The organism is Mycobacterium sp. NGS59, from assembly GCF_059812345.1.
On sequence record NZ_JCALCN010000005.1, the window covers coordinates 163,730 to 186,455 of the forward strand.

The 22,726-nt window shown below is 69.0% G+C and carries 11 protein-coding genes; 7 read left to right on the plus strand and 4 right to left on the minus strand.

Annotation, left to right across the window (positions count from 1 at the left end; translation table 11 throughout):
- Positions 1 to 43 precede the first annotated feature (43 nt).
- On the minus strand, positions 44 to 1,306 hold the full coding sequence (locus tag AC5Y46_RS08605) for a sialate:H+ symport family MFS transporter (protein WP_499990698.1): 1,263 nt from the start codon (positions 1,304 to 1,306) through the stop codon (positions 44 to 46).
- 95 nt (positions 1,307 to 1,401) lie between these two features.
- On the opposite strand from AC5Y46_RS08605, the gene AC5Y46_RS08610 reads away from it, so the two are divergent.
- Together AC5Y46_RS08610 and AC5Y46_RS08615 are read left to right on the plus strand one after the other, a co-directional pair.
- Positions 1,402 to 1,797 (plus strand): phage holin family protein, encoded by a 396-nt coding sequence (locus tag AC5Y46_RS08610; RefSeq protein WP_499990699.1) that lies wholly within the window; start codon positions 1,402 to 1,404, stop codon positions 1,795 to 1,797.
- 180 nt (positions 1,798 to 1,977) lie between these two features.
- Positions 1,978 to 2,400: an anti-sigma factor antagonist gene (locus AC5Y46_RS08615; RefSeq protein ID WP_499946791.1), complete on the plus strand. Its 423-nt coding sequence runs from the start codon at positions 1,978 to 1,980 to the stop codon at positions 2,398 to 2,400.
- Positions 2,401 to 2,415: 15 nt separating this feature from the next.
- Here the strand turns inward: AC5Y46_RS08615 and AC5Y46_RS08620 are convergent, their stop codons facing one another.
- A complete protein-coding gene (locus tag AC5Y46_RS08620) occupies positions 2,416 to 2,892 on the minus strand; it encodes an Rv1352/Rv1906c domain-containing protein (protein WP_499990701.1) in 477 nt (158 codons plus the stop codon).
- A gap of 151 nt (positions 2,893 to 3,043) precedes the next feature.
- Here AC5Y46_RS08620 and AC5Y46_RS08625 point away from each other — a divergent pair, with 151 nt between their 5' ends.
- The gene (locus AC5Y46_RS08625) at positions 3,044 to 3,733 is read left to right on the plus strand and encodes a hypothetical protein (protein ID WP_499946793.1); all 690 of its coding nucleotides are present in this window, start codon (positions 3,044 to 3,046) and stop codon (positions 3,731 to 3,733) included.
- Between the two features lie 4 nt (positions 3,734 to 3,737).
- On the plus strand, positions 3,738 to 5,180 hold the full coding sequence (locus AC5Y46_RS08630) for a class I adenylate-forming enzyme family protein (protein WP_499990703.1): 1,443 nt from the start codon (positions 3,738 to 3,740) through the stop codon (positions 5,178 to 5,180).
- 21 nt (positions 5,181 to 5,201) lie between these two features.
- Here AC5Y46_RS08630 and AC5Y46_RS08635 read toward each other — a convergent pair whose 3' ends face one another.
- Complete coding sequence (locus AC5Y46_RS08635) at positions 5,202 to 6,206, minus strand: zinc-binding dehydrogenase (protein ID WP_499990705.1); 1,005 nt, start codon at positions 6,204 to 6,206, stop codon at positions 5,202 to 5,204.
- 117 nt (positions 6,207 to 6,323) lie between these two features.
- Between AC5Y46_RS08635 and AC5Y46_RS08640 the strand changes: the two genes are divergently transcribed.
- The 3 genes from AC5Y46_RS08640 (at position 6,324) to AC5Y46_RS08650 (ending at position 16,864) form a co-directional block, all read left to right on the plus strand.
- Entirely contained in the window at positions 6,324 to 7,607 is a 1,284-nt protein-coding gene (locus tag AC5Y46_RS08640; RefSeq protein WP_499990706.1) for an RsbRD N-terminal domain-containing protein, read from the plus strand.
- A 126-nt stretch (positions 7,608 to 7,733) separates the two neighbouring features.
- Entirely contained in the window at positions 7,734 to 10,022 is a 2,289-nt protein-coding gene (gene aceA / locus AC5Y46_RS08645; RefSeq protein WP_499990707.1) for an isocitrate lyase ICL2, read from the plus strand.
- Between the two features lie 284 nt (positions 10,023 to 10,306).
- A complete protein-coding gene (locus AC5Y46_RS08650; RefSeq protein WP_499990708.1) occupies positions 10,307 to 16,864 on the plus strand; it encodes a PE family protein in 6,558 nt (2,185 codons plus the stop codon).
- Positions 16,865 to 17,260: 396 nt separating this feature from the next.
- Here AC5Y46_RS08650 and AC5Y46_RS08655 read toward each other — a convergent pair whose 3' ends face one another.
- Positions 17,261 to 22,102, minus strand: a complete 4,842-nt coding sequence (locus AC5Y46_RS08655) for a PPE domain-containing protein (RefSeq protein ID WP_499990709.1) — start codon at positions 22,100 to 22,102, stop codon at positions 17,261 to 17,263.
- Positions 22,103 to 22,726: the final 624 nt, after the last annotated feature.

Sequence of the window (22,726 nt, forward strand, 5' to 3'; positions counted from 1 at the left end):
GACGGCGCATCGACCGGGGACGCGGTGGACGCCGGTCCGCAGCTCACTCGACTTCGCTTGGCAGAAAAGTGGATTCAGCAGTGCCGAACCGAATTCCGGTGGCGTCCTTGCCGATCCACGTCAGCACCGCGACCATGACCAGCACCGGCAGGATCGTGGCCGCGAGTGCGAACGGGTAACCGTGGGTCGCGGCCAGGTGCTCCTGAATCGGCAGGTTGAACGCGGCCAGCAGGTTTCCCAGCTGATAGGTCACCCCGGGATACAGGCCGCGAATGGCGTCCGGCGACATCTCGGTCAGGTGAGCGGGAATGACTCCCCACGCACCCTGCACGCACACCTGCATCAGGAACGAACCCAGGCACAGCATGGCCGCGGTGCGTGAGTAGGCGAACAGCGGCACGATCGGCAACCCCAGCACCGCGCAGAACACGATGGTGTAGCGGCGGCCGAATCGCTGCGACAACGTGCCGAAGACCAGACCGCCGACGATCGCGCCGACGGCGTAGACCACCACGATCCAGCGGGCGGTCGCGCTGGACAGCGCGGCGCCGTCGTCGGTGGTCGCTTTCAGGAAGGTGGGGTAGACGTCCTGGGTGCCGTGACTCATCCAGTTGAAAGCCGTCATCAGCAACACCAGGTAGCAGAACCGACGGATGACCTTGGCCTCGCGCAGCACGTCGCGAACTCTGGTCTTGGTCAGCCGCATGCGGTCCTGCGTGGCTTCCCACACCTCGGATTCCTCCACGCGATACCGGATGATCAGGCTGACCAGGGCCGGGATGATGCTCAGCGCGAACAACCAGCGCCACGACAGGTCCAGCCAGTTCATCACCACCAACGAGGCGACGGTGGCCAGCAGGTAGCCGAACGAGTAGCCCTCTTGCAGCAACCCGGAGAAGAAGCCCCGCCGTTCGGCCGGAACCTTCTCCATCGCCAGCGCGGCCCCCAGTCCCCACTCACCGCCCATGCCGATGCCGTACAGCAGCCGCAGGATCACCAGCACGGTGAAGTTGGGCGCGAACGCGCACAGGAATCCGACCACCGAGTAGAAGATGACGTCGACCATCAGCGGCAGCCGTCGTCCGACCCGGTCGGCCCACAGCCCGAACAGCAGCGCGCCTAGCGGTCGCATCGCCAGCGTGGCGGTGGTGAGGAACGCGACCTCGGTCTTGCTGCGGTGAAACGTCTCGGCGATGTCGGCGTAGACCAGCACGACGATGAAGTAGTCGAAGGCGTCCATCGTCCAGCCCAGGAACGCCGCGAGGAAGGAGTTGCGCTGTTCGCTGGTCAGGCGCTGTCTGGTCACGTCAGCATCGTGGCCTACCCGACGCCAGACCGCGAGCGTGGCGCACCGCGCGGCCTGAACCGGCTGCATTGCGCCCGTGGTGGCAGGATCGCCGGATGGTGCCTTTTTTGCTGCGCGCGGCGTTGACCGGGTTCGCGTTATGGGTGGTGACGCAGTTCGTATCCGGGCTGCGCTTCGTCGGCGGTGACACTACGTTGCAGCGCGTCGGCATCATCTTCGTCGTCGCGGTGCTCTTCGGTCTGGTCAACGCCATCGTCAAGCCGATCGTGCAGATCCTGTCGATCCCGATGTACATCCTGACGCTGGGGCTGTTCCACATCGTCGTGAACGCGTTCATGCTCTGGATCACCGCTCGGATCACCGAGCACACCACCCACTGGGGACTGCAGATCGACCACTTCTGGTGGACGGCGATCTGGGCGGCCATCCTGCTGTCCATCGTCAGCTGGATTCTGTCGCTCCTGACGCGTCGCGCTTCGCGGAACACGTAAATTTCCGGCGCGACACCCTAGGTTGTCAGCGCCTGTTGCACATATGCTTATTAAGCCCGTAATCACGAAGACCACTCGCTGAACCCCGCGAACACCTACGCTGTTTTTCGATACGACGACGTTGCCGCCTTCAGAACTGAAGGCATCCTCAGCCACCACGACGACGGGACATTGCGAACGATGAAGACTGTCGCGATCAAATCATCGCCAGCTCCATCCAGCACGCGGCTGAATTCTCAAATCACCGATCCCAGCAGCGGTTTGCGAGCGCTCACCGAATGCACCGGCTCGGCGGTGGTCGTCCATGTCGGCGGTGACATCGATGCCAGCAACGAGACCATTTGGCAGCGTCTGGTGAACCGAAGCGCCTCGATCGCGATTGCGCCGGGACCGTTCGTCATCGACATCCGGGAACTGGACTTCCTGGGATCGTGCGCGTACGCCGTGCTGGCACAAGAATCTGTCCGGTGTCGTCGGCGCGGGGTGAATCTGCGACTGGTCAGCGATCAGCCGATCGTGGCCCGTACCATCGCCGCCTGCGGCCTGCGCCGCCTGCTGCCGATGTACACCACGGTCGAGGGCGCCCTGGCCCCACCGGCCTGAGTCCCGACCGGGGGGCTACGGCCCGTGCTGACCGTTCGGCGCGAGCAGCCCGTTCAAGATGCCGAGTGCGGTTTGCACCTGCGGACCCGCGGCCGCGGGTGGCGGTGCCTCGCCCGACGGCTGCCAGGGCTGGCAACCACTGGTCTTGAACGCCTTGTCGGTGGCCTCGATCTGCACGACCTGGGGCCGTTTGGTCATCGCGTTGTCGATCAGCGCACCGTCGGGATTGCCCATCCGCTTCCAGTAGCAGGTGCCGTTGCCGACGGGCCCGGCGGAGGCATACACCCCCGGGGCGATGTCTTTGCCGACGGTGTAGACGCCGTCGTGGTCGATCGTCGCCCTGGGTGCCGCCGCCGGCACAGCGGCGCCCGGGGGAGCCGGGGCCGGGGACGGGGTCGGCTCCGGGTCGGCGGCCGCGACACCCAGCGAGCCCGCCCAGCCTGCGACCAACAGTGCAGCGACGCCGAAAACTCGCGGTTGCTTAGAACTCATAACTAAACAGCGTACTCGGCGAGCGGCCCGGACGGTGCGCCTGAGATATTGACGAGTGCGTAGAGCCGGCGTGGACAGGAAGATTCGTCCCGATTAACGTCCCTGCAAATAGTGGGCGAGAAGGCGTTCGGAGGTCTGGGCGTTGCTGTTCATGCACGAAGTCCATACGGTGCGCGGGCGCGCCGAGGATGAATTCGAGGCGGCGTTTCGCGAAGGCTGGATGCCCACGCTGGCCGCCGGCGACGAGGCCCGGCTGCTGTGGTACACCAACCAGGCCCAGGGCAGCGGCCCGGCATACACCGTCATCACCGTGACCGCGGTTCGCGACGGCGCGGCCTGGGAACGACTGACCAAGCGGGTGCAACAGGGGGACCTGCGGGACTGGATGCATCACACCGACGAACTGCGCCACGGAGTCGACGCCAAGCTGCTGGTGCCGCTGCCGTGGTCACCCATGCAAGAGGTGTCGTTCGACGATGTGCCGGTGGACGGGCGCGAGCACGATATGAGCCTCTACATGGAAGACACCATGTGGCCCTACGAGGACAAGTTCGAGGAATACATCCTGCGGTGCGGGGACGTTTATGCCCGCGGCCTGGAACAGCCTGCGTCCATGCTGCGGATGCATGCGTCGTTCCAGCCCGCACTGGGCAGTCACCTGCGCCGCGAAGTGATCCTGATGCAGCAGATCAGTCGTCCCGAAGCGCTGCTCGACCTGCTACGCACCCATATCCCGGCCGAATACCGGACTCCCGGAACGTGGCTGCACGATGCGCTGGACTTACGGGATCAGTGGACCAGCCGGCTGCTGCGGACCTCGACCTGGTCGCCGCTGTACTGAGCACATGAACATCGGGACCATCGTCGACGCCGCGGCGACACACGATCCGCAGCGCACCGCGCTCGTCATCGACGACCGCCCGTACAGCTACGCCGAACTCGCCGGAGCAGTGCGAGCCTGCGCGGCCGGCTTGGCAGCACACGGTGTCCGCCCCGGCGACCGCGTCGCCGTCGTCGACACCGCGAGCCTTCTCTCGATCGCCGCGCTACTCGGAGCGGCCCGCATCGGCGCCGCGGCAGCGCTGATGAATCCGGCGTTGACGCCGCCCGAACTGCGGGCACTGCTCGACAACGCCGGTTGCACGGACGTGGCGGTGGCGGGGCAGACGCACGCCGACCGCCTGCGCGAAGCGGCGGTGCCCACCGTTTTGACGGCGTCCGAACTCCTCGCCGGCCACGAACGGCCGGCACCTCCGGTATGCGTCGACGACGACCTTCCCGCGATGGTCCTGTTCACCAGCGGGACCACCGGCCTGCCCAAGACGGTCCCGATCGGCAGCCGGCAACTCGGCGCACGGCTCAACCGGACATCCGAGCCGTTCTCGCCGGACACCCCGCCCGACGCGGTGATGATGTGCGTGCCCTACTTCCACGTGGGAGGGTCGCTCGGCTTGCTCGCCAGTCTGTACTCGGGCAACACCCTGGTGGTGCAGCGCCGGTTCGACGCCGGCCAGTGGCTGCGACTGGTGTCCCGGCATCGGGTGACCGCAATGTTCTTGGTGCCCACGATGATTCATCGAATCCTGGAACATCCCGACTTCGCCGCCACCGACCTGTCCTCGCTGTCCGCGATCACCTACGGGGCCGCGGCCGCGCCGAAGACGTTGATGCGCAAGGCAATTGCGGCCCTTCCGCACGTGGCGTTCACCAATGTGTTCGGTCAGACCGAGACGCTGGGCACCTACGCCAACCTGCTGCCCGAGGATCATCATGATCCAGCCCGGACCGGATCGGTGGGACGGCCCCTTCCCGGCGTCGACGTGCGCGTGGTCGACCCGGACACCGGTGTGGAAGTGGAGGTCGGCGCGGTCGGCGAGATCTGGGTCGACAGCCCGCTGAACAGCACCGCGGGGTGGTTGCGCACCGGCGATCTGGGCCGTAGGGACGCCGACGGCTACCTGTACCCGAGCGGCCGGCTGCGCGACACCATCAACCGTGGCGGCGAGAAGTTCGGGCCCATCGAGGTGGAGGAGGCGCTGCGGTCCCATCCGGCGGTGCGTGACGTCGCGGTGGCCGGAGTCGACGACGAAGAACTCGGCCAGCGGGTAGGTGCCGCGGTGGTGTCGCGCGCGCCGGTGACGCTGGAGGAACTGCGAACGCACTGCGCGGATCTGATCGCCTACTTCAAATTGCCGGAGCGACTGAGGATTGTCGACGACATTCCCTACAACGTGACCGGCAAAGTCGACCGCAGCCGGCTCGCCGCGCTGATCGTGGCCGCGGACTGAAACACGGGTTGCTGTCCGCGGTTACGGCACCAGCACCACCTTGTCGATGTTCTCCCGCGCCGCCAGAATCCGGTGTGCTTCAGGGGCTTCGGAGAACGGGACCGCGGCGTGCACGACCGGTGCCACGATGCCGTCGTCGAGCGCCTGGCGCAGTGGCGTAATCCAAGGTTCGAGCGTGCCCCGGTCGTCCCACAACCGCAGCATGTTCAGGCCTATGACGGTCTTGGACTCCGATAACTGATCGACCAGATTGAACCCGCGCAGCATCGCCAGCGCGTGCGGCGCCGCCCTGCGCAGCGACCGCTTCTCGCCTTCCTGCAGATTCGAGATCCCGTAGCCGACAAGCCGTCCGCCCGGCCGCAGCAGATCGTAGGACCGCCGCAACGACGTGCCGCCCAGAGCGTCGAGCACCATGTCGTAGGGCTGCAGCCCCTTCCACCAACCGTCGCGGCGGTAGTCGATCGCCCGGTCTACGCCCAGTTCGGCCAGCTTCTGGTGCTTTGCGGGCGAGGCGGTGCCGTGTATCTCGGCCCCGGCGGCTTTGGCGAACTGGACGGCCGCGATGCCCACGCCGCCGGCCGCGGCGTGGATGAGCACCCGTTCGCCGGCGCGCAGCGACCCGTAGCCGTGCAAGCCCGCCCACGCGGTGGCGTAGTTGACCGGAACCGCCGCGCCCTGTTCGAAGCTCACCGACTCCGGCAGCGGCACCGAGTCGGCCGCGGCGACGTTGACGATCTCGGCGTAACCGCCGAAACGCGTTCCAGCCAAGACTCTTTCGCCGACCCGGCTGTCTTCCACTCCGTCGCCTACGGCCACCACGGTGCCGGCCACTTCGTAGCCGACCACGGCGGGGAGGTCGGGTGCGTCGGGATACAGGCCGACACGGGCGAGGTGATCGGCGAAATTGACGCCGGCGGCCCGGACTTCGATGCGCAGCTGGCCCGGTCCCGGCGGTGGCGGGTCCGGACGCTGCAGTACCTGCAGGACCGACGGTCCGCCATGTTTGGTGATGACGACTGCGCGCACGGTTTCTCCTTGTTCGGTTGCGGTACGTCTCCGTCATACACTCCCGACCTCGCCACCGGATAGCGGCGGGCTCGGAGTTCTACCGGTTCCGTCACGAGTGGCGTTACCGTTCCAAGAGTGAGCTATTCGTCCGGTGACGACGAGGTGCACGGCTGTGTCTTGACAATCGCGACCGGGCTGCAGCGGCAGGTCGCCGACATCAGTACGACGATTCAAAAAGCGCTCGAAGAACAGGTCCCCGAACTGCGCGGCGATGCGCACATGCTCGAGTTGATGGGCGCCAGCATCCGGTCCAACATCGAGACGATCTTCGATGCACTGCTGCATGACATCCCGGTAGACGAAATCACCGCTCCCGATGCGGCACTGGAGTATGCCCGCCGGGTGGCCCAGCACGACGTACCGGTCACGTCTCTGGTGCGGGCGTACCGACTCGGGCAGCGGCACATGACCGAGCTGGTGTTCACCGAACTGCGTGCCCTCGACGTCGAACCCACCACCCGGGTCGCCGTGATCGAGGTGATCACCACATTGGTGTTCGAATACGTCGACCTGGTGTCCCAACACGTGGTCAGCGCGTACGAAGACGAACGCCAGCACTGGCTGGAAAACCAGAACAGCATCCGCGCGATGAGGGTGCGGGACGTGCTTGCCGACGGATCCGCCGTCGACGTCGACATCGCCTCTGCCACAATCCGTTACCCGTTGCGGTGGCAACACGTCGCGGTCATCGCGTGGCAGCCGGACCCGGCGACCGAACACGACGAGCTGGCCCGCATGCAGCGCTTCGTCCGCAGCTTGGCCGGGGCCGTCGACGCCTCCGCGGCGCCGTTGTTCGCCGCCGCCGACCGGACCAGCGCCTGGGGCTGGCTGCCGTTTCGAACCGCGCCCGGCGACATCGTCGCAAAGGTGCGCCAATTCGCCCGTCTCCGAGAGGATTCGCCGTCCATCGCGCTGGGCGCGATCGGCACCGGGGTGGGTGGATTCCGTCGTTCCCACCGTCAGGCCCAGCGGGTGCGGTCGGCGGTGTCGGCCGGCGGCCCGGCGCACTCGGATGCTCAGCGATCGGTGGCCGCGGCCACCGATCCCGACCTGGCGGCCGTGGCACTGCTCGGCACCGACACCGCCGAAATCCGCGGATGGGTGGCCGATGTCCTCGGCCCGCTGGCCGCCGACACCGAGGACGACGCGCTGCTGCGAGAGTCGTTGCGGGTGTTCCTGCACAGCGGATCCGTCCACGAGGCCGCGGCACGCGATCTCGATGTCCCTTTCACCGTGCTGAGGAACCGGGTGGAGCAAGCTGTCGCTCGTCGCGGACGCCCGATTGATGACCGCGTCGACGTCGAATTGGCGCTGGCCGCCTGCCACCGGTACGGCGCGGCCGTACCGGGACCGAGCTGACGCTCGCCCCGGACGTGGCGCGAAAGCCATTGTGATGCAGGCCCCTCGGCCGGTGATTCAGATCACTATCTTGGGGCATACACTTCGTGCGTCAGGTGAATCGGGGCTGAAGAGGAGCGTAAGGCCATGGCCATCGCGGAAACGGACAATGCGGTCCAATCACAGTTCGAGGAAGACGTCGCCGCGACGCAGCGCTACTTCGAGAGCCCGCGCTTCGCCGACATCACCCGCCTCTACACGGCCCGCCAGGTCGTCGAGCAACGCGGCACGATCCCGGTCGACTACACCGTGGCCCGCGAGGCGGCGGCCGCCTTCTTCCCGCGCCTGCGCGAACTGTTCGCCGAGAAGAAGAGCGTCACCACCTTCGGCCCCTATTCACCGGGGCAGGCGGTGAGCATGAAGCGGATGGGCATCGAGGCCATCTACCTGGGCGGCTGGGCGACCTCGGCCAAGGGTTCGGTCACCGAGGACCCGGGACCGGACCTGGCCAGCTATCCGTTGAGCCAGGTGCCCGACGATGCCGCGGTGCTGGTGCGTGCGCTGCTGACCGCCGACCGCAACCAGGAATATCAGCGGCTGAACATGACTGAGCGCCAGCGCGCTTCGGCCACCTTCTTCGACTACCGGCCGTTCATCATCGCCGACGCGGACACCGGTCACGGCGGAGATCCGCACGTGCGCAACCTGATTCGACGTTTCGCCGAGGTCGGCGTGCCGGGCTACCACATCGAGGACCAGCGCCCGGGCACCAAGAAGTGCGGCCACCAGGGCGGCAAGGTCCTGGTCCCCTCGGACGAACAGATCAAGCGACTCAACGCCGCCCGGTTCCAGCTCGACATCATGCGGGTGCCCGGCATCATCGTCGCGCGCACCGACGCCGAGGCGGCCAACCTGCTCGACAGCCGCGGCGACGAACGCGACCAGCCGTTCCTGCTAGGGGCCACCAACCTCCAGGTGCCGTCGTACAAGGCGTGTTTCCTGGCGATGATGCGGCGGTTCTACGACTCGGGTGTCGAGGAACTCAACGGGCACCTGCTGTATTCGCTCAGCGACGACGAGTACGCCGAGGCGGGCGCGTGGCTGGAGCGTCAGGGAATCACCGAGCTGATCGCCGAGGCGATCAAGACGTGGCGGGAGAACGGCGAGACCTCGATCGACGACGTGTACGACGACGTCGAATCGCGTTTCGTGGCCGCTTGGGAGGACGACGCCGGGGTGCTCACCTACGGGGAAGCGGTCGCCGAGGTCCTGGAATTCGGTGAGAGCGACGACGAGCCGCGTGGGATGAGCGCGCAGGATTGGCGCACGTTCGCCGCCACGGCGTCGCTCTATGACGCGCGACGCAAGGCCAAAGAGTTGGGTGTCGACCCGGGGTGGGACTGCGAGCTGGCCAAGACGCCGGAGGGCTACTACCAGATCCGCGGCGGCATCCCCTATGCGATCGCGAAGTCGCTGGCGGCTGCGCCGTTCGCCGACATCCTGTGGATGGAGACCAAGACCGCTGATCTGGCCGACGCACGCCAGTTCGCCGATGCCATCCATGCCGTATATCCCGACCAGATGCTGGCCTACAACCTGTCGCCGTCGTTCAACTGGGACACCACCGGCATGACCGACGAGGAGATGCGCGAGTTCCCCGCGGAGCTGGGCAAGATGGGGTTCGTCTTCAACTTCATCACCTACGGCGGTCACCAGATCGACGGCGTCGCCGCCGAGGAGTTCGCCACCAACCTCCGCCAGGACGGGATGCTGGCGCTGGCCCGGCTGCAACGCAAGATGCGCCTGGTCGAGTCGCCGTACCGCACGCCGCAGACGTTGGTGGGCGGGCCGCGCAGCGACGCCGCCCTGGCGGCGTCCTCGGGACGCACGGCGACCACCAAATCCATGGGCAAGGGGTCCACCCAGCACCAGCACCTGGTGCAGACCGAGGTGCCCAAGAAGCTGCTCGAGGAGTGGCTGGCGGTGTGGAGCGAGCACTATCAGCTGGGCGAGAAGCTCCGGGTCACGCTGCGACCCCGCCGCGCCGGTTCGGATGTGCTGGAGCTGGGGATCTACGGGGACGCCGACGAGCAGCTGGCCAACGTCGTCGTCGACCCCATCAAGGACCGGCACGGCCGGAGCATCCTGCAGGTGCGTGACCAGAACACCTTCGCCGAGAAGCTACGCCAGAAGCGGCTGATGACCTTGATCCATCTGTGGCTGGTGCACCGGTTCAAGGCCGACGCGGTCTACTACGTCACGCCGACCGAGGACAACCAGTACCAGACCGAGAAGATGAAGTCGCACGGCATCTTCAGCGAGGTGTATCAGGAGGTCGGCGAGATCATCGTCGCTGAGGTGAGCAAGCCTCGTATCGAGGAACTGCTCACCTCCGACGGCGCGGCGTTGCGGAAGCTGATCCTCAAGGAAAACTGAGCGCGAATCTTCTCGCTAGTCTCCCCGGCGCCGGCTGCGCCGGGGAGATTTCGTCTCTTGCATCGCCGACATCGAACCGGCGATGGGCACTGCCCGCACTCGGTGACCACCTGCCATACAAGAAGGTCGAATTCATGCAATTAAAGGTCGCTTGTAAAGCAAATAGACGTTTTCTATGACGGCTATAACGTTTCGATAACGAACGCCGGATCTAGTCGAGATTCGGCAGGCGAGTAATAGCATCGGCGGGTCGGGCCACTTTTGGGAAAGCGGGTTCTACTGCCATGTCGTACGTGATTGCTGCAACCGAGACACTCGCCGCCGTGGCATCGGACGTCGGGAGCATTGGATCCACAATCAGCGCAGCCAATGTCGCTGCAGCGGTGCCCACGACGGAGATGTTGGCCGCCGCCGCCGACGAAGTTTCCACCCGCATCGCGGCGTTATTCGGCGCGCATGCCGTCAGTTACCAAAACCTTGCCGCCGAAGCGACCGTTTTCCACGAGCAATTCGTTCGCACTTTGCAGGCGACTGCGGCTTCCTATTCGAGCGCCGAGGCTGTCAGCGCGGCGTTCATGCGCGAGACACTTAACGCAATCAATGCACCGTCGCTGGCTTTGTTGGGCCGTCCGCTGATCGGTAACGGCGCCGACGGGGCGCCGGGCACCGGGCAGCACGGTGGTGCGGCGGGACTGCTGTTCGGCAATGGCGGCGCCGGCGGCTCCGGCGCGACCGGTCTGAACGGTGCCAACGGCGGCGCGGGCGGCAGCGGCGGGGCGTCCGGCCTGTTCGGCGTCGGCGGAATCGGTGGGGCCGGCGGATCGTCGACGAGCGGTGTCGGGGGCGGCGGCGGCGCCGGCGGAGCGGCCGGCCTGTTCGGCGCGGCGGGCCTCGGCGGGGCCGGGGGATCCTCGGTGTCCGGCACCGGCGGTACCGGCGGGGCCGGGGGTGCGGCTGCATTGTGGGGCACCGGCGGAGCCGGCGGCGCGGGCGGCTTCTCCGCTACCGGCACCGGCGGCACCGGCGGAGCCGGGGGTAGCGGCGGACTGCTGACCGGCGCCGGCGGGGCCGGCGGGATCGGCGGCATCGGTGGCGCCCAGAGCGGCAGCGGCGGTGCCGGCGGTAACGCGGGATTCCTCTTCGGCAACGGCGGTGCCGGCGGCGCCGGTGGCACCGGCATCTCCGGGTCTGTCGGCGGCGACGCCCTGTCACCGGGCGGCAACGGCGGCAACGGCACGGCCGGCGGTCTGGGCGGAAACGGCGGCGCCGGCGGCAACGCGGGACTGCTCTACGGCAACGGGGGCGCCGGGGGCGTCGGCGGTGTCGGCGGCGCGGGCGGTGCCGGTGGTCTCGGCGCGGTGGGCGACCCGGGCCTGCCCGGTGGAGCCGGCGGCGACGGCGGCGGCGGCGGAACCGGCGGGGTGGGCGGCGTCGGCGGCTCCGGGGGTGCTCTGTTCAGCCAGGCCGGCACCCCGGGTGCCGGTGGAGCCGGCGGCGCGGGTGGTACCGCCGGAACCGGTGGAGCGGGCGGCAAGGGCACCGTCGTCAACGGGGTCGCCGGTAGCGGTGGCGAGGGTGGCCGCGGCGGCAACCCCGGCCTGGGCGGCGCGGGCGGTGCGGGCGCGCCCGGAGCCGGTGCCGGACTGCACGGCGCCACCCCCACAACCGGCGGCAACGGCGGTGCGGGCGGCGCCGGGGCTGACGCGACAACCGCCGGTGCGGCCGGTGGAGCCGGCGGTCGGGGTGGCGACGCGGGAGCGGTCGGGACGGGTGGTGCCGGCGGGGCCGGCGGGGCCGGACGGGCCGGCGCGCAGGTGACGGCTCCGGGAGCAACCGGCAACGCCGGGGGTGACGGTGGAGCCGGCGGTGACGGCGGCGCCGGGGGCACGACTTCGGGTAATGGCGGCGTCGGTGGCGCCGGTGGTGCGGGCGCCGACGGCACCGCCGGGGTGTCCGGAACCGCCGGCGGGGCCGGATCCAACGGCGTCGACGGCGGCAGCGGCGGCGCCGGCGGCAAGGGCGGAGCCGGGGGGCTCGGCGGTGTTGCGCTCGGTTCCGGCGCCGGCGGGCAAGGCGGTGCCGGCGGCAACGGCGGCAGCGGCGGCGCGCCCGGTAACGGGGGTGCCGGTGGCCAGGGCACCGTCACCAACGGGGTTGCGGGCAACGGCGGCGACGGCGGCAAAGGCGGCGATCCCGGCGCGGCCGGTGCGGCGGGTCTCGGCGGCGCCGGCGGCGCGGGCGCCCAGCCGGGCGCCTTCGGCGCGGACGGCGAGGCCGGGAGCACGGCGGCCTCCGGCGGCAACGGTGGCGCCGGCGGGGCAGGTGCCGGCGCGATCACGGCCGGCGGGCACGGCGGCGCGGGCGGCCACGGTGGTGACGGCGGGTCGGTCGGCGACGGCGGCGCCGGCGGTGCCGGTGGTGCCGGGTTGGCCGGCGCACCGGTGGTGGCCCCGGGCGCCGACGGCAACGCCGGCGGCAACGGCGGTACCGGCGGCAACGGCGGCGCTGGTGGCACGACGTCCGGCAACGGCGGCGTGGGCGGTGCCGGTGGCCATGGCGCGGACGGCAGCGCCGGCATCACCGGCACGGACGGCGGTGCCGGTGTGGCCGGCGGCGACGGCGGCGACGGCGGATCTGGCGGCCAGGGCGGCGCCGGCGGCGTCGGTGGCACCGCGCTGGGCAAGGGCGTGAGCGGTCAAGGCGGCGCCGGCGGTGACGGCGGTCAGGGTGGCACCCCGGGGCACGGCGGGCGTGGCGGCAACGGTGCCGTCGTGAACGGAGTCGCGGGCAACGGCGGCAACGGCGGCCACGGCGGCGATCCGGGTGCCGCCGGCGTCGCCGGCTCCGGAGGGGCAGGCGGCACGGGGACCCTGAGCGGGGCAAACGGTAAGGCGGGCAGCAGCCCGAGCTTCGGCGGCAACGGCGGCGCCGGCGGCGTCGGTGCCTCCGCAACCGTCGACGGCGGTCACGGCGGCGCGGGTGGCAAGGGCGGTGACGGCGGCTCGGTCGGCAACGGCGGCACCGGCGGTAGCGGCGGCCACGGTTATGTCGGAGCCCACGGGACCAACGCGACCACCGCCGCCGAGAACGGCGGCATCGGCGGTAACGGTGGCAACGGGGGGGCCGGCGGCGCCGGCGGCGCCGGCGGTACCACGTCCGGATTCGGTGGCAGCGGCGGCGGTGGTGGCCGCGGCGGCCTCGGCGGGTTCGGCGGCAACGGCTACGACGGCAACACCGGCGCGCTGGGTGCTACCGGCGGAAACGGCACCAACGGCGGTCAGGGTGGCAGCGGCGGTAACGGCGGCGCGGGCGGGCAGGCCGGTAGCGGTGCTTCCGGTAAAGGCATCGATGCGGGCGGCGGCGCGGCGGGCGACGGCGGCACCGGCGGCATCGCCGGCAGCGGCGGGACGGGCGGCGTCGGCACCTTCGCCAACGGCGGCACCGGAAACGGCGGCAAGGGCGGAGCGGGCGGAACGGTCGGCTCCGGCGGTGCCGGCGGCACCGGCGGCGCAGGCGGCGGCACCACCGGCGCGAAAGGTGCCGACGGATCCGTCGGCTCAATCGGCACGGGAGGTCACGGCGGCACCGGTGGCGCCGGTGCCACCGCGCCCGCATTCAGCGGACTCAACGGCGGCCACGGCGGCAACGGCGGTGACGCCGGGCCGGTCGGCAACGGCGGCACCGGCGGGGCCGGGGGTGCCGGCGCCAACGGGACCCAAGGTCTCAACGGCCTGATCGGCGGCTCGGGCGGCCACGGCGGCAACGGTGGTGTCGGCGGTAGCGGCGGCACCACGTCCGGGGTGGGCGGCAACGGCGGCGCCGGCGGGACCGGCGGCACGGGCGGCTTCGGCGGCGCCGGCACCGACGGTGCCACCGGACTAGCAGGCCAGACCGGCGGAGCCGGCACCAACGGCGGTCAAGGCGGTGCCGGCGGCGACGGCGGCCAGGGCGGCGCGCCCGGCACCGGGGCTTCGGGCACCGGCAAGGGCGGTGTCGGCGGCCAAGGCGGCAACGGCGGTTTCGGTGGGACTGCCGGCAGTGGCGGCACCGGCGGCGCCGGCACTTTCGAGAACGGCGGCACCGGCAACGGCGGTGACGGCGGGACCGGCGGGACGCCAGGCGCCGGTGGTACCGCCGGCAACGGCGGAGCGGGTTACGGCACAGCCGCCAAGGGCGCGGACGGTGTCGTGGGCGCCCACGGTGTCGGCGGGCACGGCGGCACCGGCGGCGCAGGAGCTGACGCACCGGCGTTGAGTGGCCTCAACGGCGGCAAGGGCGGGTCGGGCGGCGACGCCGGAGCGTTCGGCAACGGCGGTACCGGTGGCGCCGGCGGAGCGGGAGCGATGGGCGTCGAAGGCACGAACGGGACCAAGTCCGGTCAGTCGGGCGGTGCCGGTGGCCACGGTGCCGCGGGTGGTAACGGCGGCGACGGTGGCGAGGGCGGAGCCGGCGGCAAAGGCGGGTCGATCTCCGGCGTCGGAGGCAATGGCGGCGCCGGCGGCCGCGGCGGCGTCGGAGGAATCGGCGGGTCCGGCGCAAACGGCAACACCGGCGACGCGGGACAGACCGGCGGTCTGGGCGGCAACGGCGGTCAAGGTGGTACCGGCGGCAAAGGCGGCGCGGGCGGCGCGCCCGGTACCGGCGCGTCCGGCACCGGCACCGGGGGTGCCGGCGGGGTTGCGGGCACCGGCGGGTTCGGCGGAGCGGCCGGCGACGGCGGCGCCGGCGGTACCGGCACCTTCGCCAACAGCGGCAGCGGCAACGGTGGTGACGGCGGCAAGGGCGGAAACCCGGGTGCCGGTGGTGGCGGCGGCGCCGGGGGTGCCGGCGGCGGTAGCGGTGTCCACGCCGGCACGGCGGGTGCGAACGGCAAATCCGGCGACCTGGGTGTCGGCGGCAACGGCGGTATCGGCGGCACCGGCGCCGCCGCGCCCGCCTTCAGTGGGCTCAACGGCGGCAACGGCGGCAATGGCGGGGACGCCGGGCCGGTCGGTAGCGGTGGCGCGGGCGGCACCGGGGGAGCGGGTGCCATCGGCACTACCGGGTCGGACGCATCCGGCGCCGGCCAGAACGGGGGCGCCGGTGGGAATGCCGGCAACGGGGGCAAGGGCGGAAAGGGCGGCAGCGGCGGATCGATATCCGGCGACGGCGGCAACGGCGGCAATGGGGGCGTCGGCGGTATCGGCGGCACCGGCGGCACCAGTGGTGCCGGCGCGACCGGCGGCATCGGCGGAAACGGCGGGACGGGCGGCCAGGGCGGCGCAGCCGGTAACGCGACCGCTGCCGGCTTCAAATCGGGCACGTTGGGCGCAGGCGGAAACGGCGGGATCGGTGGCACCGGCGGTGCCGGCGGCGCCGGAACCACCGGATCCATCCACGGAGGGCATGGCGGGACCGGCGGGACCGGCGGCCAAGCCGGTGCGGCCGCAGCCCCCGGCGGGGCCGTGGGCGTCGCCGGGGACGGTGGCATCGGCGGCAACGGCGGCCTCGGCGCGCTGGGCAAGAGCGGCACCGGCAGCGCTGCCGGCTCCGCGGGCGGCAACGGCGGCAACGGCGGCAAGGGCGGCGACGGCGGCGCAGCGGCGGTCGCTGGCGGTACCGGCGCCGGAAACGGCGGCAAGGGCGGTAACGCCGGCAGCGGCGGCAACGGTGGCGCCGGTGGCGGTGCCACGACGAACGGGGCCAACGGTGGCAGCGGCGGCATCGGTGGGAATGGTGGTAACGGCGGCGCTGGCGGCACGGCCGGCGGTGTCGGAGCTTCGAACGGCAGCGTCGGCAACGCCGGTAGCGGCGGCAATGGCGGCAAGGGGGGTGCCGGCGCCGGCGGTGCTGCCGGCGTCAACCCCGGCGCCTTCGCCAACCAGTCAGGTCCCGCCGCGTCCGGGGCCAAAGGGGTGGATGTCATTGCCCCCAACCAGGTGGGCGGCACCGGCGGCGCCGGCGCGAACGGCGGGTACGGCGAAATCGGCGGCACCGGCGGCAACGGCGGTTGGTCGACCCTGGCCGACGCCAAGATGTTCGCGGTCGGTGGCACCGGCGGTGCCGGCGGCACCGGCGGGTACGGGGCTAACGGTGGCACCGGCGGCATGGGCGGCAATGGGTCCAACGGGACAAGTGCCATCGGGGGCACCGGCGGCGCGGGTGGCACCGGCGGATACGGGGCGAACGGCGGCACCGGCGGCAAGGGCGGATACAACGCCGGGACTCTCCCCGGTTACCCGGGCGGTGGCCCCGGTGGCGTCGGCGGTGAAGGTGGCGCCGGCGGCGGCATGGGCGGCAGGGGCGGCGAGGGCGGCAATGCCGCGGTGCCGACCAACAGTCCGGGCGGCAACGGCGGTAAGGGTGGTCAAGGGGCTGGCGGCGGCAACGGCGGTTACGGCGGCGCGGGCGGAGCCGGTGGCAACGCCGGATACGGGGCTGGGAACGCGGTCGGCGGCATCGGTGGCGACGGCGGGGCCGGCGGCGGCGGTGGAGTCGGGGCGGTGGGCGGCCAGGGCGGCAGCGGCGGAAGCGGCGGCATCAGCGGCGGTAACGGTGGCTGGGGGGGTAGCGGAGGCACCGGTGGCACCGGCGGCGCAGGCGGCAACGGTGGCGGCGGTGGCGCCGGTGGCTTGGGTGTCAATGGTGGCACTGTCGGCGGCGGCGCCGGCGGCGTTGGCGGCGCTGCCGGCACAGGCGGCTCCGGCGGTTCAGGCGGCACCGGCGGTGCCGGCGGCGCGGGCACCTCGTGGAACAACGGGAGCAGTCAGTTCAACGGGTCCAACGGTGCCACCGGCAGCAACGGCGCTACCGGCGCCTCGGGCGGCAACGGCATCGCCGGCAGCAACGGCGCTCACGGGTAGGGCGTATCGGACAACGGTGCCGCTTGGGACTTCCCCGGTCTCAGTCTTGGTGCTGGCGGTACTCTTCGCGGACCCGGTGTCTTCGGGTGATTCCCGGCCAAGTGTGAATCCCTGGTCAAGTCCACGCGGCAGGGTGAGTGGCTTTTGACCGCTGCACCGGCTTTGAATGTGAAGCCTTGGCTTTGAGTGTGAAGCCTTGGCTTTCGGAGTGAACCCACGGTGGGAAAGCCGACCGAAATCCCACCCAGGCTTCACGCTCAAAGCCCAGGCTTCACGCTCAAAGCCCAGGACGCACACTCAAAGCCAGGGCTTCACACTCAAAGCCCAGGAATCGCCGACCACAGCCGTCAGCACGACCTCGGAGCCGCGAAAGCGCGCAGCGGCAGGTCCGACCGGCTACGGCCCGGCGCCGGTAGTGAAGAACCCGGCCAGCCGCTCCCCGAAGTTGCGGACGCCGGCGTTGAACGCGGCGGTCATCAGGCCCACCGAGCTGGTGTTGGCGATCCCGGACATGGTGTGGCCCAGGTTGGACACACCGGAGAGGAACTGGCCGACGTTGTTGTAGCCCGAAACCGCACCGAGCAGCGTCTGGGGCATCTGGTTGAAGAAGCCCGAGACCGCGGAGCCGACGTTGCTGTACCCCGACACCCCACCGGCGCCGATATTGAAGAAGCCAGAGGACGGGGAAGTGGTCCCGTTCCCGAAACCGGGCGCGCCGCCGAAGTTGAGCGGGATGGTGATCGGCCCCAGCCCGCCATTCATGGTGATGTTCACCGGCGCCTGGCCGATGCTGATCCCGGGGATGGTGAAGGCACTGGTGCTGCCGCTGAGCGGAACGTTGAGACCGATCTGCGGCAAGCTGATGCCGGGGATGGTGAACGGAGCCGTCGAGCCAGTCAACGGAACGTTCAGACCGATCTGCGGCAAGCTGATCCCGCCGATGGTGAACGGAGCCGTCGAGCCACTCAACGGAACGTTCAGACCGATCTGCGGCAAGCTGAAGCCACCGATGCTGAACGGGCTGGTGGCACCGCTGAGCGGAATGTTGAGCCCGAACTCGGGAATGCTGAACCCGCCGATGGTGAACGGAGCAGTCGAGCCGCTCAACGGAATGTTGAGATTGAACTGCGGAATGCTGAAGCCGTTCACGGAGATGTTGCCGGTGCCCCCGGTGAGTACCGGGCCGATGTCGAAGTGCACCAACGAGATTGGACCGATGCTGCCGTTGAGGACATCGGGTAGACCCGGCAAACCCGGGACCCGGTATGGAACGACTCGAATGGTGACGTCCACCGGGATGTTCGCACCGACGCTGATCGGGATACCGGGAATCGTGATCGCAGGGATGGTCACGCCCCCGACGTTGCCACCGGCGTTGAGGCTGATCGGGATCCCCGGAATGCTGATGCTGGGAATCGTCACGCCGCTGACACCGCCGGCAGCGATCATGTTCAACGGGATACTCGGGATGTTGATGCCGGGCACCGTGATCGGTCCGACGCCCCCGCCGGCCAGAATGCTCAACGGAATGCCGGGGATCTCGATGTTGGGCACCACGATCGGACCAACACCTCCGCCGGCCAACAAGTCCAGCGGAATGCCCGGTATCTCGATGTTGGGCACCACGATCGGACCAACACCGCCGCCCGCCAACAGATTCAACGGGATCGCGGGAATGGTGATGTCCGGCACGGTGATTGGACCGAACGCACCGATGGCGTTCACGCTCAGCGGAATGGTGGGGATGCTGATGGTGGCTCCCGCACCCAGCAGACCCTGGTATTCGCCTCGCCAGAACATTCCGTTGCTGTAGTTGCCCGTGATCAACGCGCCGGTGTTGACGTTGCCGGTGTTGCCGATACCGGTGTTGATGTCGCCGGGGTTGAACGCGCCCGTGTTGGTGTCACCGGGGTTGAAGTCTCCCGTGTTGACGTTGCCCGCATTGAAGTTGCCGGTGTTGTGGCTGCCGACGTTGGCGAGACCGCTGTTGACGCTGCCGACGTTGAACAGACCGGTGTTGGCCAGGCCCGCGTTGCCCAATCCGTTGTTGTAGTTGCCGGAGTTGCCGATACCGAAGTTTCCGGTGCCGGAGTTGAAGAATCCGACGTTGCCGGTACCGGAGTTGCCGAAGCCGATGTTGCCGCTGCCGGAGTTCAGCGCGCCGATCCCGACCTGGTTGTCGCCGGTGAGCCCAATGCCGAAATTGCCGTTGCCGGTATTGCCGAAGCCGATATTGCCGTTACCGGTATTGCCGAAGCCGAAGTTGTTGTCGCCGAGGTTGCCGAAGCCGATGTTCTGCAGTCCGGCCGTCAGGCCGGCACCGGCATTGCCGAACCCGAAGTTGCCCAGGCCGATGTTGCCGAAGCCGAAGTTGTTGTCGCCGAGGTTGCCGAAACCCAGGCTGGTGCTGCCGACGTTGCCGGCACCGAAGTTGAAACCGCCGACGTTGCCGAGGCCGAAGTTGTAGTTGCCGACATTGGCGGCGCCGAAGTTCAGGCTGCCGTCGTTGGCGAAGCCCAGGTTGAACACCGGTTCGGCGGCACCGCCGCGCAGGAAGCCGGCCAGGTGGTCGCCGAAATTGCCGACGCCGGAGGTGAAGGACGCCGTCGCCTGGCCCAGCGTGCCGGTGTTGAACAGACCCGACACCGAATTGCCCAGGTTCGCAACGCCGGAGGTCAGCGGCCCGACGTTGAACATGCCCGAGTTGCCCAGCGCGCCCACAGCGGAGTTCCAGAATCCTGACGCACCGGCTCCCAGGTTGCCGAAACCGGACGAAGTGCCTGCGCCGCTGTTGAAGAACCCGGACGACGGGGCTCCGGTGGAGTTCCCGAATCCGGGTGTGCCGCCGATGTTTATCGGGATCTCGATGGGTCCGGCCGTGCCGGTCACCTGGATGCCCAGTGGTATGTGCGCCAGGGTGATCGGCGGAGTGGTGAGGGGACCCAGAGTGCCACCTGCGTTGACGCCCAACGGAATCTCCGGGATGGTGAAACCGTTCGGGAACAGTGTCAACGGGCCCAGCACGCCACCTGCGTTGACGCCCAACGGAATCGCCGGAATGGTGAAGCCGTTCGGGAACAACGTCACCGGACCCAGGCCGCCACCCGCGTTGACGCTCAACGGAATTTCGGCCAGGCTCAGCCCGTTCGGGAACAGTGTCACGGGGCCCAGGCCGCCGCCCAGATTGACTCCCAGAGGTATGCCGGGAAGGGTGATCGGCGGGGTGCTGAACGGGCCGATGGTGCCACCCACGTTGATACCCAACGGAATTCCGGGAAGTGTGATGGTGGGGGTGTTGATGCCCCCGATCGAACCGCCGACCGTGATGCCGCCCAGAGTCAGATCGATGAGCGAAGGACCGATGGTCCCGGGGGCGGAAGGCAAGCCGATCAAGGCGAAGTTGAACGGCGACTCCGGGATTTCGATGGGGACGTACAAACTCGCGCTGCTCAACGACAGCGTGATCGGATTGATGCTGATCGGGGGCACGCTGATCGGTCCGACCAGGGCCCCGTTGCTGTTGATGCCCAACCCGATGGTGGGAATGGTGATGGGCGGCACGCTGATCGGGCCGACCAGCGCGCCGTTGCTGTTGATGCCCAAGCCGATGTTCGGGATGGTGATCGGCGGAATCGTGATCGGACCGACCAGCGCACCGTTGCTGTTGATGCCCAAACCGATGTTCGGGATGGTGATCGGCGGAACCGTGATCGGACCCACCAGTGCACCAGAACTGTTGACGCCCAGACTGATTGGCGGAATCGAGATCGGCGGCAAGGTGATCGGTCCCACCAGCGCACCGTTGCTGTTCACGCCGAACCCGATCTGCGGAATGGAGATGGGCGGCACGGTGATGGGGCCGACGGTACCCAATCCGCCTACGGTGAGGGGCATCGCCGGGATGGTGATGGTGCCGTTGAAGCCGGCCAGTCCCTGGTAGTCGCCGCGCCAGAACATGCCGTTGCTGTAGTTGCCGGGGATCAACGCACCGGTGTTGACGTTGCCGGTGTTGCCGATACCGGTGTTGTAGTTGCCGGGGTTCATGAAGCCGGTGTTGGAGTTACCCAAGTTGAAGTCGCCGGTGTTCAGGTCGCCGGTATTGAAGCTGCCGCTGTTGAAATGGCCGAGGTTGGCAAGCCCGGTATTGATGTTCCCGACGTTGAACAGGCCGGTGTTGGCGACGCCCGCGTTGCCGAAGCCGGTGTTGTAGCTGCCGGAGTTGCCGAAGCCGAAATTGCCGGTGCCCGAGTTGAACAGACCGATGTTGCCGGTGCCGGAGTTGCCGAAGCCGATATTGCCGGTCCCCGAATTGAGCGCGCCGAAGCCGACCTGGTTGTCGCCGGTGAGCCCGAAACCGATGTTGCCGTTACCGGTGTTGCCGAAGCCGATATTGCCGCTACCGGTGTTGCCGAAGCCGATGTTGTCGGCGCCGATGTTGGCGAAACCGAAGTTCCGCAGGCCTGCGGTCAGCCCCGGCCCGATGTTCGCGAAGCCGAGATTGCCGGTTCCGACGTTGCCGAACCCGAAGTTGTTGTCACCGAGGTTCCCGAAACCGATGATCCCGCTGCCGATGTTCCCGGCACCGAGGATGTAGTTGCCGATGTTGCCGCTACCGAGGTTCAGGTTGCCGACGTTGGCGGTACCGATGCTGCCGTAGCCCGCATTGGCGAAGCCCACGTTGAAGTTCGGCTCCACCGAGCTCTGCAACAACGCCAGGAAGTTCGCCGGCTGCAGGAACGGTGTCAGTCCGGCTGCGACGGCCGAGGCACCGGCGTGGTAGGCCGCCATCGCCGACACGTCGAGCGCCCACATCTCTTCGTACAGCGACTCCATCGCCGCGATGGCGGGAGCGTTCTGCCCGAAGATGTTGGACATGACCAGTGAAACCAGCTGATTGCGGTTCGCCGAGACCAGTTCCGGAATCACCATGGCGGCTCGGACCGCCTCGAATTCGCCGACCAGCGTCGAGGCCTGGGTGGCCGCCTGCGTAGCCTGGCTGGCCGCCGCCGCCAGCCAACTTGCGTACGGGGCCGCAACGGCCGCCATGGCTTGCGATGCCGCGCCTTGCCATGCACCACCGGTCAGCCCGGCCGTGACGGTTTCGAAAGCGCCCGCCGCCGTTGCCAATTCGTTTGCAAGCCCACCCCAAGCCGCCGCTGCCGCCAACATCGGCTGGGCGCCCGCACCGGCGTGGATCAAAGCCGAGTTGATCTCCGGTGGCAGCACAAAGAAGCTCATCGCTCTACCTCTCTCTGGTGGCATCGCGCCACGGACAGCCATCTACAACCGGCGTGATTCCCGACCCACAACCGTCAGCAAGGTGATCTGGTAGCGCACAAGTTACGCGGAGACACAGGTGGTAAACCGTCGGATTTATCAAAACGCGATCTAACCGTTATCAAAATGTGATAAACCAACATGCCATTTGACAGTTTACTTTACAAAGCGTTTTTGGAGCATTTGTTCCGCGTCCGGTGTCAACCGACGCAGGGTCTCTACCAGCCCGGAGTCACGAAGCCCCAACGGAATTCGCCCGCGCTCGGCGGCACACTGAGGCTGCTGGAGTTTGCCCTCGAATGCACCGCTTGATGCACGACATATGCGCCTCAAAAACTTCACAAATAAAAGAATTCAAAATGCCGTGGCGCAATTTTCCGAGCGTACACGGCCCAGGACATCACCCGAATGCCGATGCCCGAAGCTGCAGCCTACGACGCCAGGCCGGTGACCGAGGTGGAAGCGCGCAACTCACCCGCCTCAGCCGTCCGATGAGCTGTTGTTCCGCGCCGGGTGACCCCGGCCGTGGCGTCCTATGGCGGAGATTCCGCTGCTCCTGACGCTAGTTTCCGCCCCCAAATTAGG

Coding starts and splice junctions, on each gene's coding strand:
- aceA (WP_499990707.1), top strand. CDS start 7,734: ATGGCCATCGCGGAAACGGACAATGCGGTCCAATCACAGTTCGAGGAA.
- AC5Y46_RS08625 (WP_499946793.1), top strand. CDS start 3,044: ATGCACGAAGTCCATACGGTGCGCGGGCGCGCCGAGGATGAATTCGAG.
- AC5Y46_RS08610 (WP_499990699.1), top strand. CDS start 1,402: ATGGTGCCTTTTTTGCTGCGCGCGGCGTTGACCGGGTTCGCGTTATGG.
- AC5Y46_RS08650 (WP_499990708.1), top strand. CDS start 10,307: ATGTCGTACGTGATTGCTGCAACCGAGACACTCGCCGCCGTGGCATCG.
- AC5Y46_RS08615 (WP_499946791.1), top strand. CDS start 1,978: ATGAAGACTGTCGCGATCAAATCATCGCCAGCTCCATCCAGCACGCGG.
- AC5Y46_RS08620 (WP_499990701.1), bottom strand. CDS start 2,892: ATGAGTTCTAAGCAACCGCGAGTTTTCGGCGTCGCTGCACTGTTGGTC.
- AC5Y46_RS08630 (WP_499990703.1), top strand. CDS start 3,738: ATGAACATCGGGACCATCGTCGACGCCGCGGCGACACACGATCCGCAG.
- AC5Y46_RS08655 (WP_499990709.1), bottom strand. CDS start 22,102: ATGAGCTTCTTTGTGCTGCCACCGGAGATCAACTCGGCTTTGATCCAC.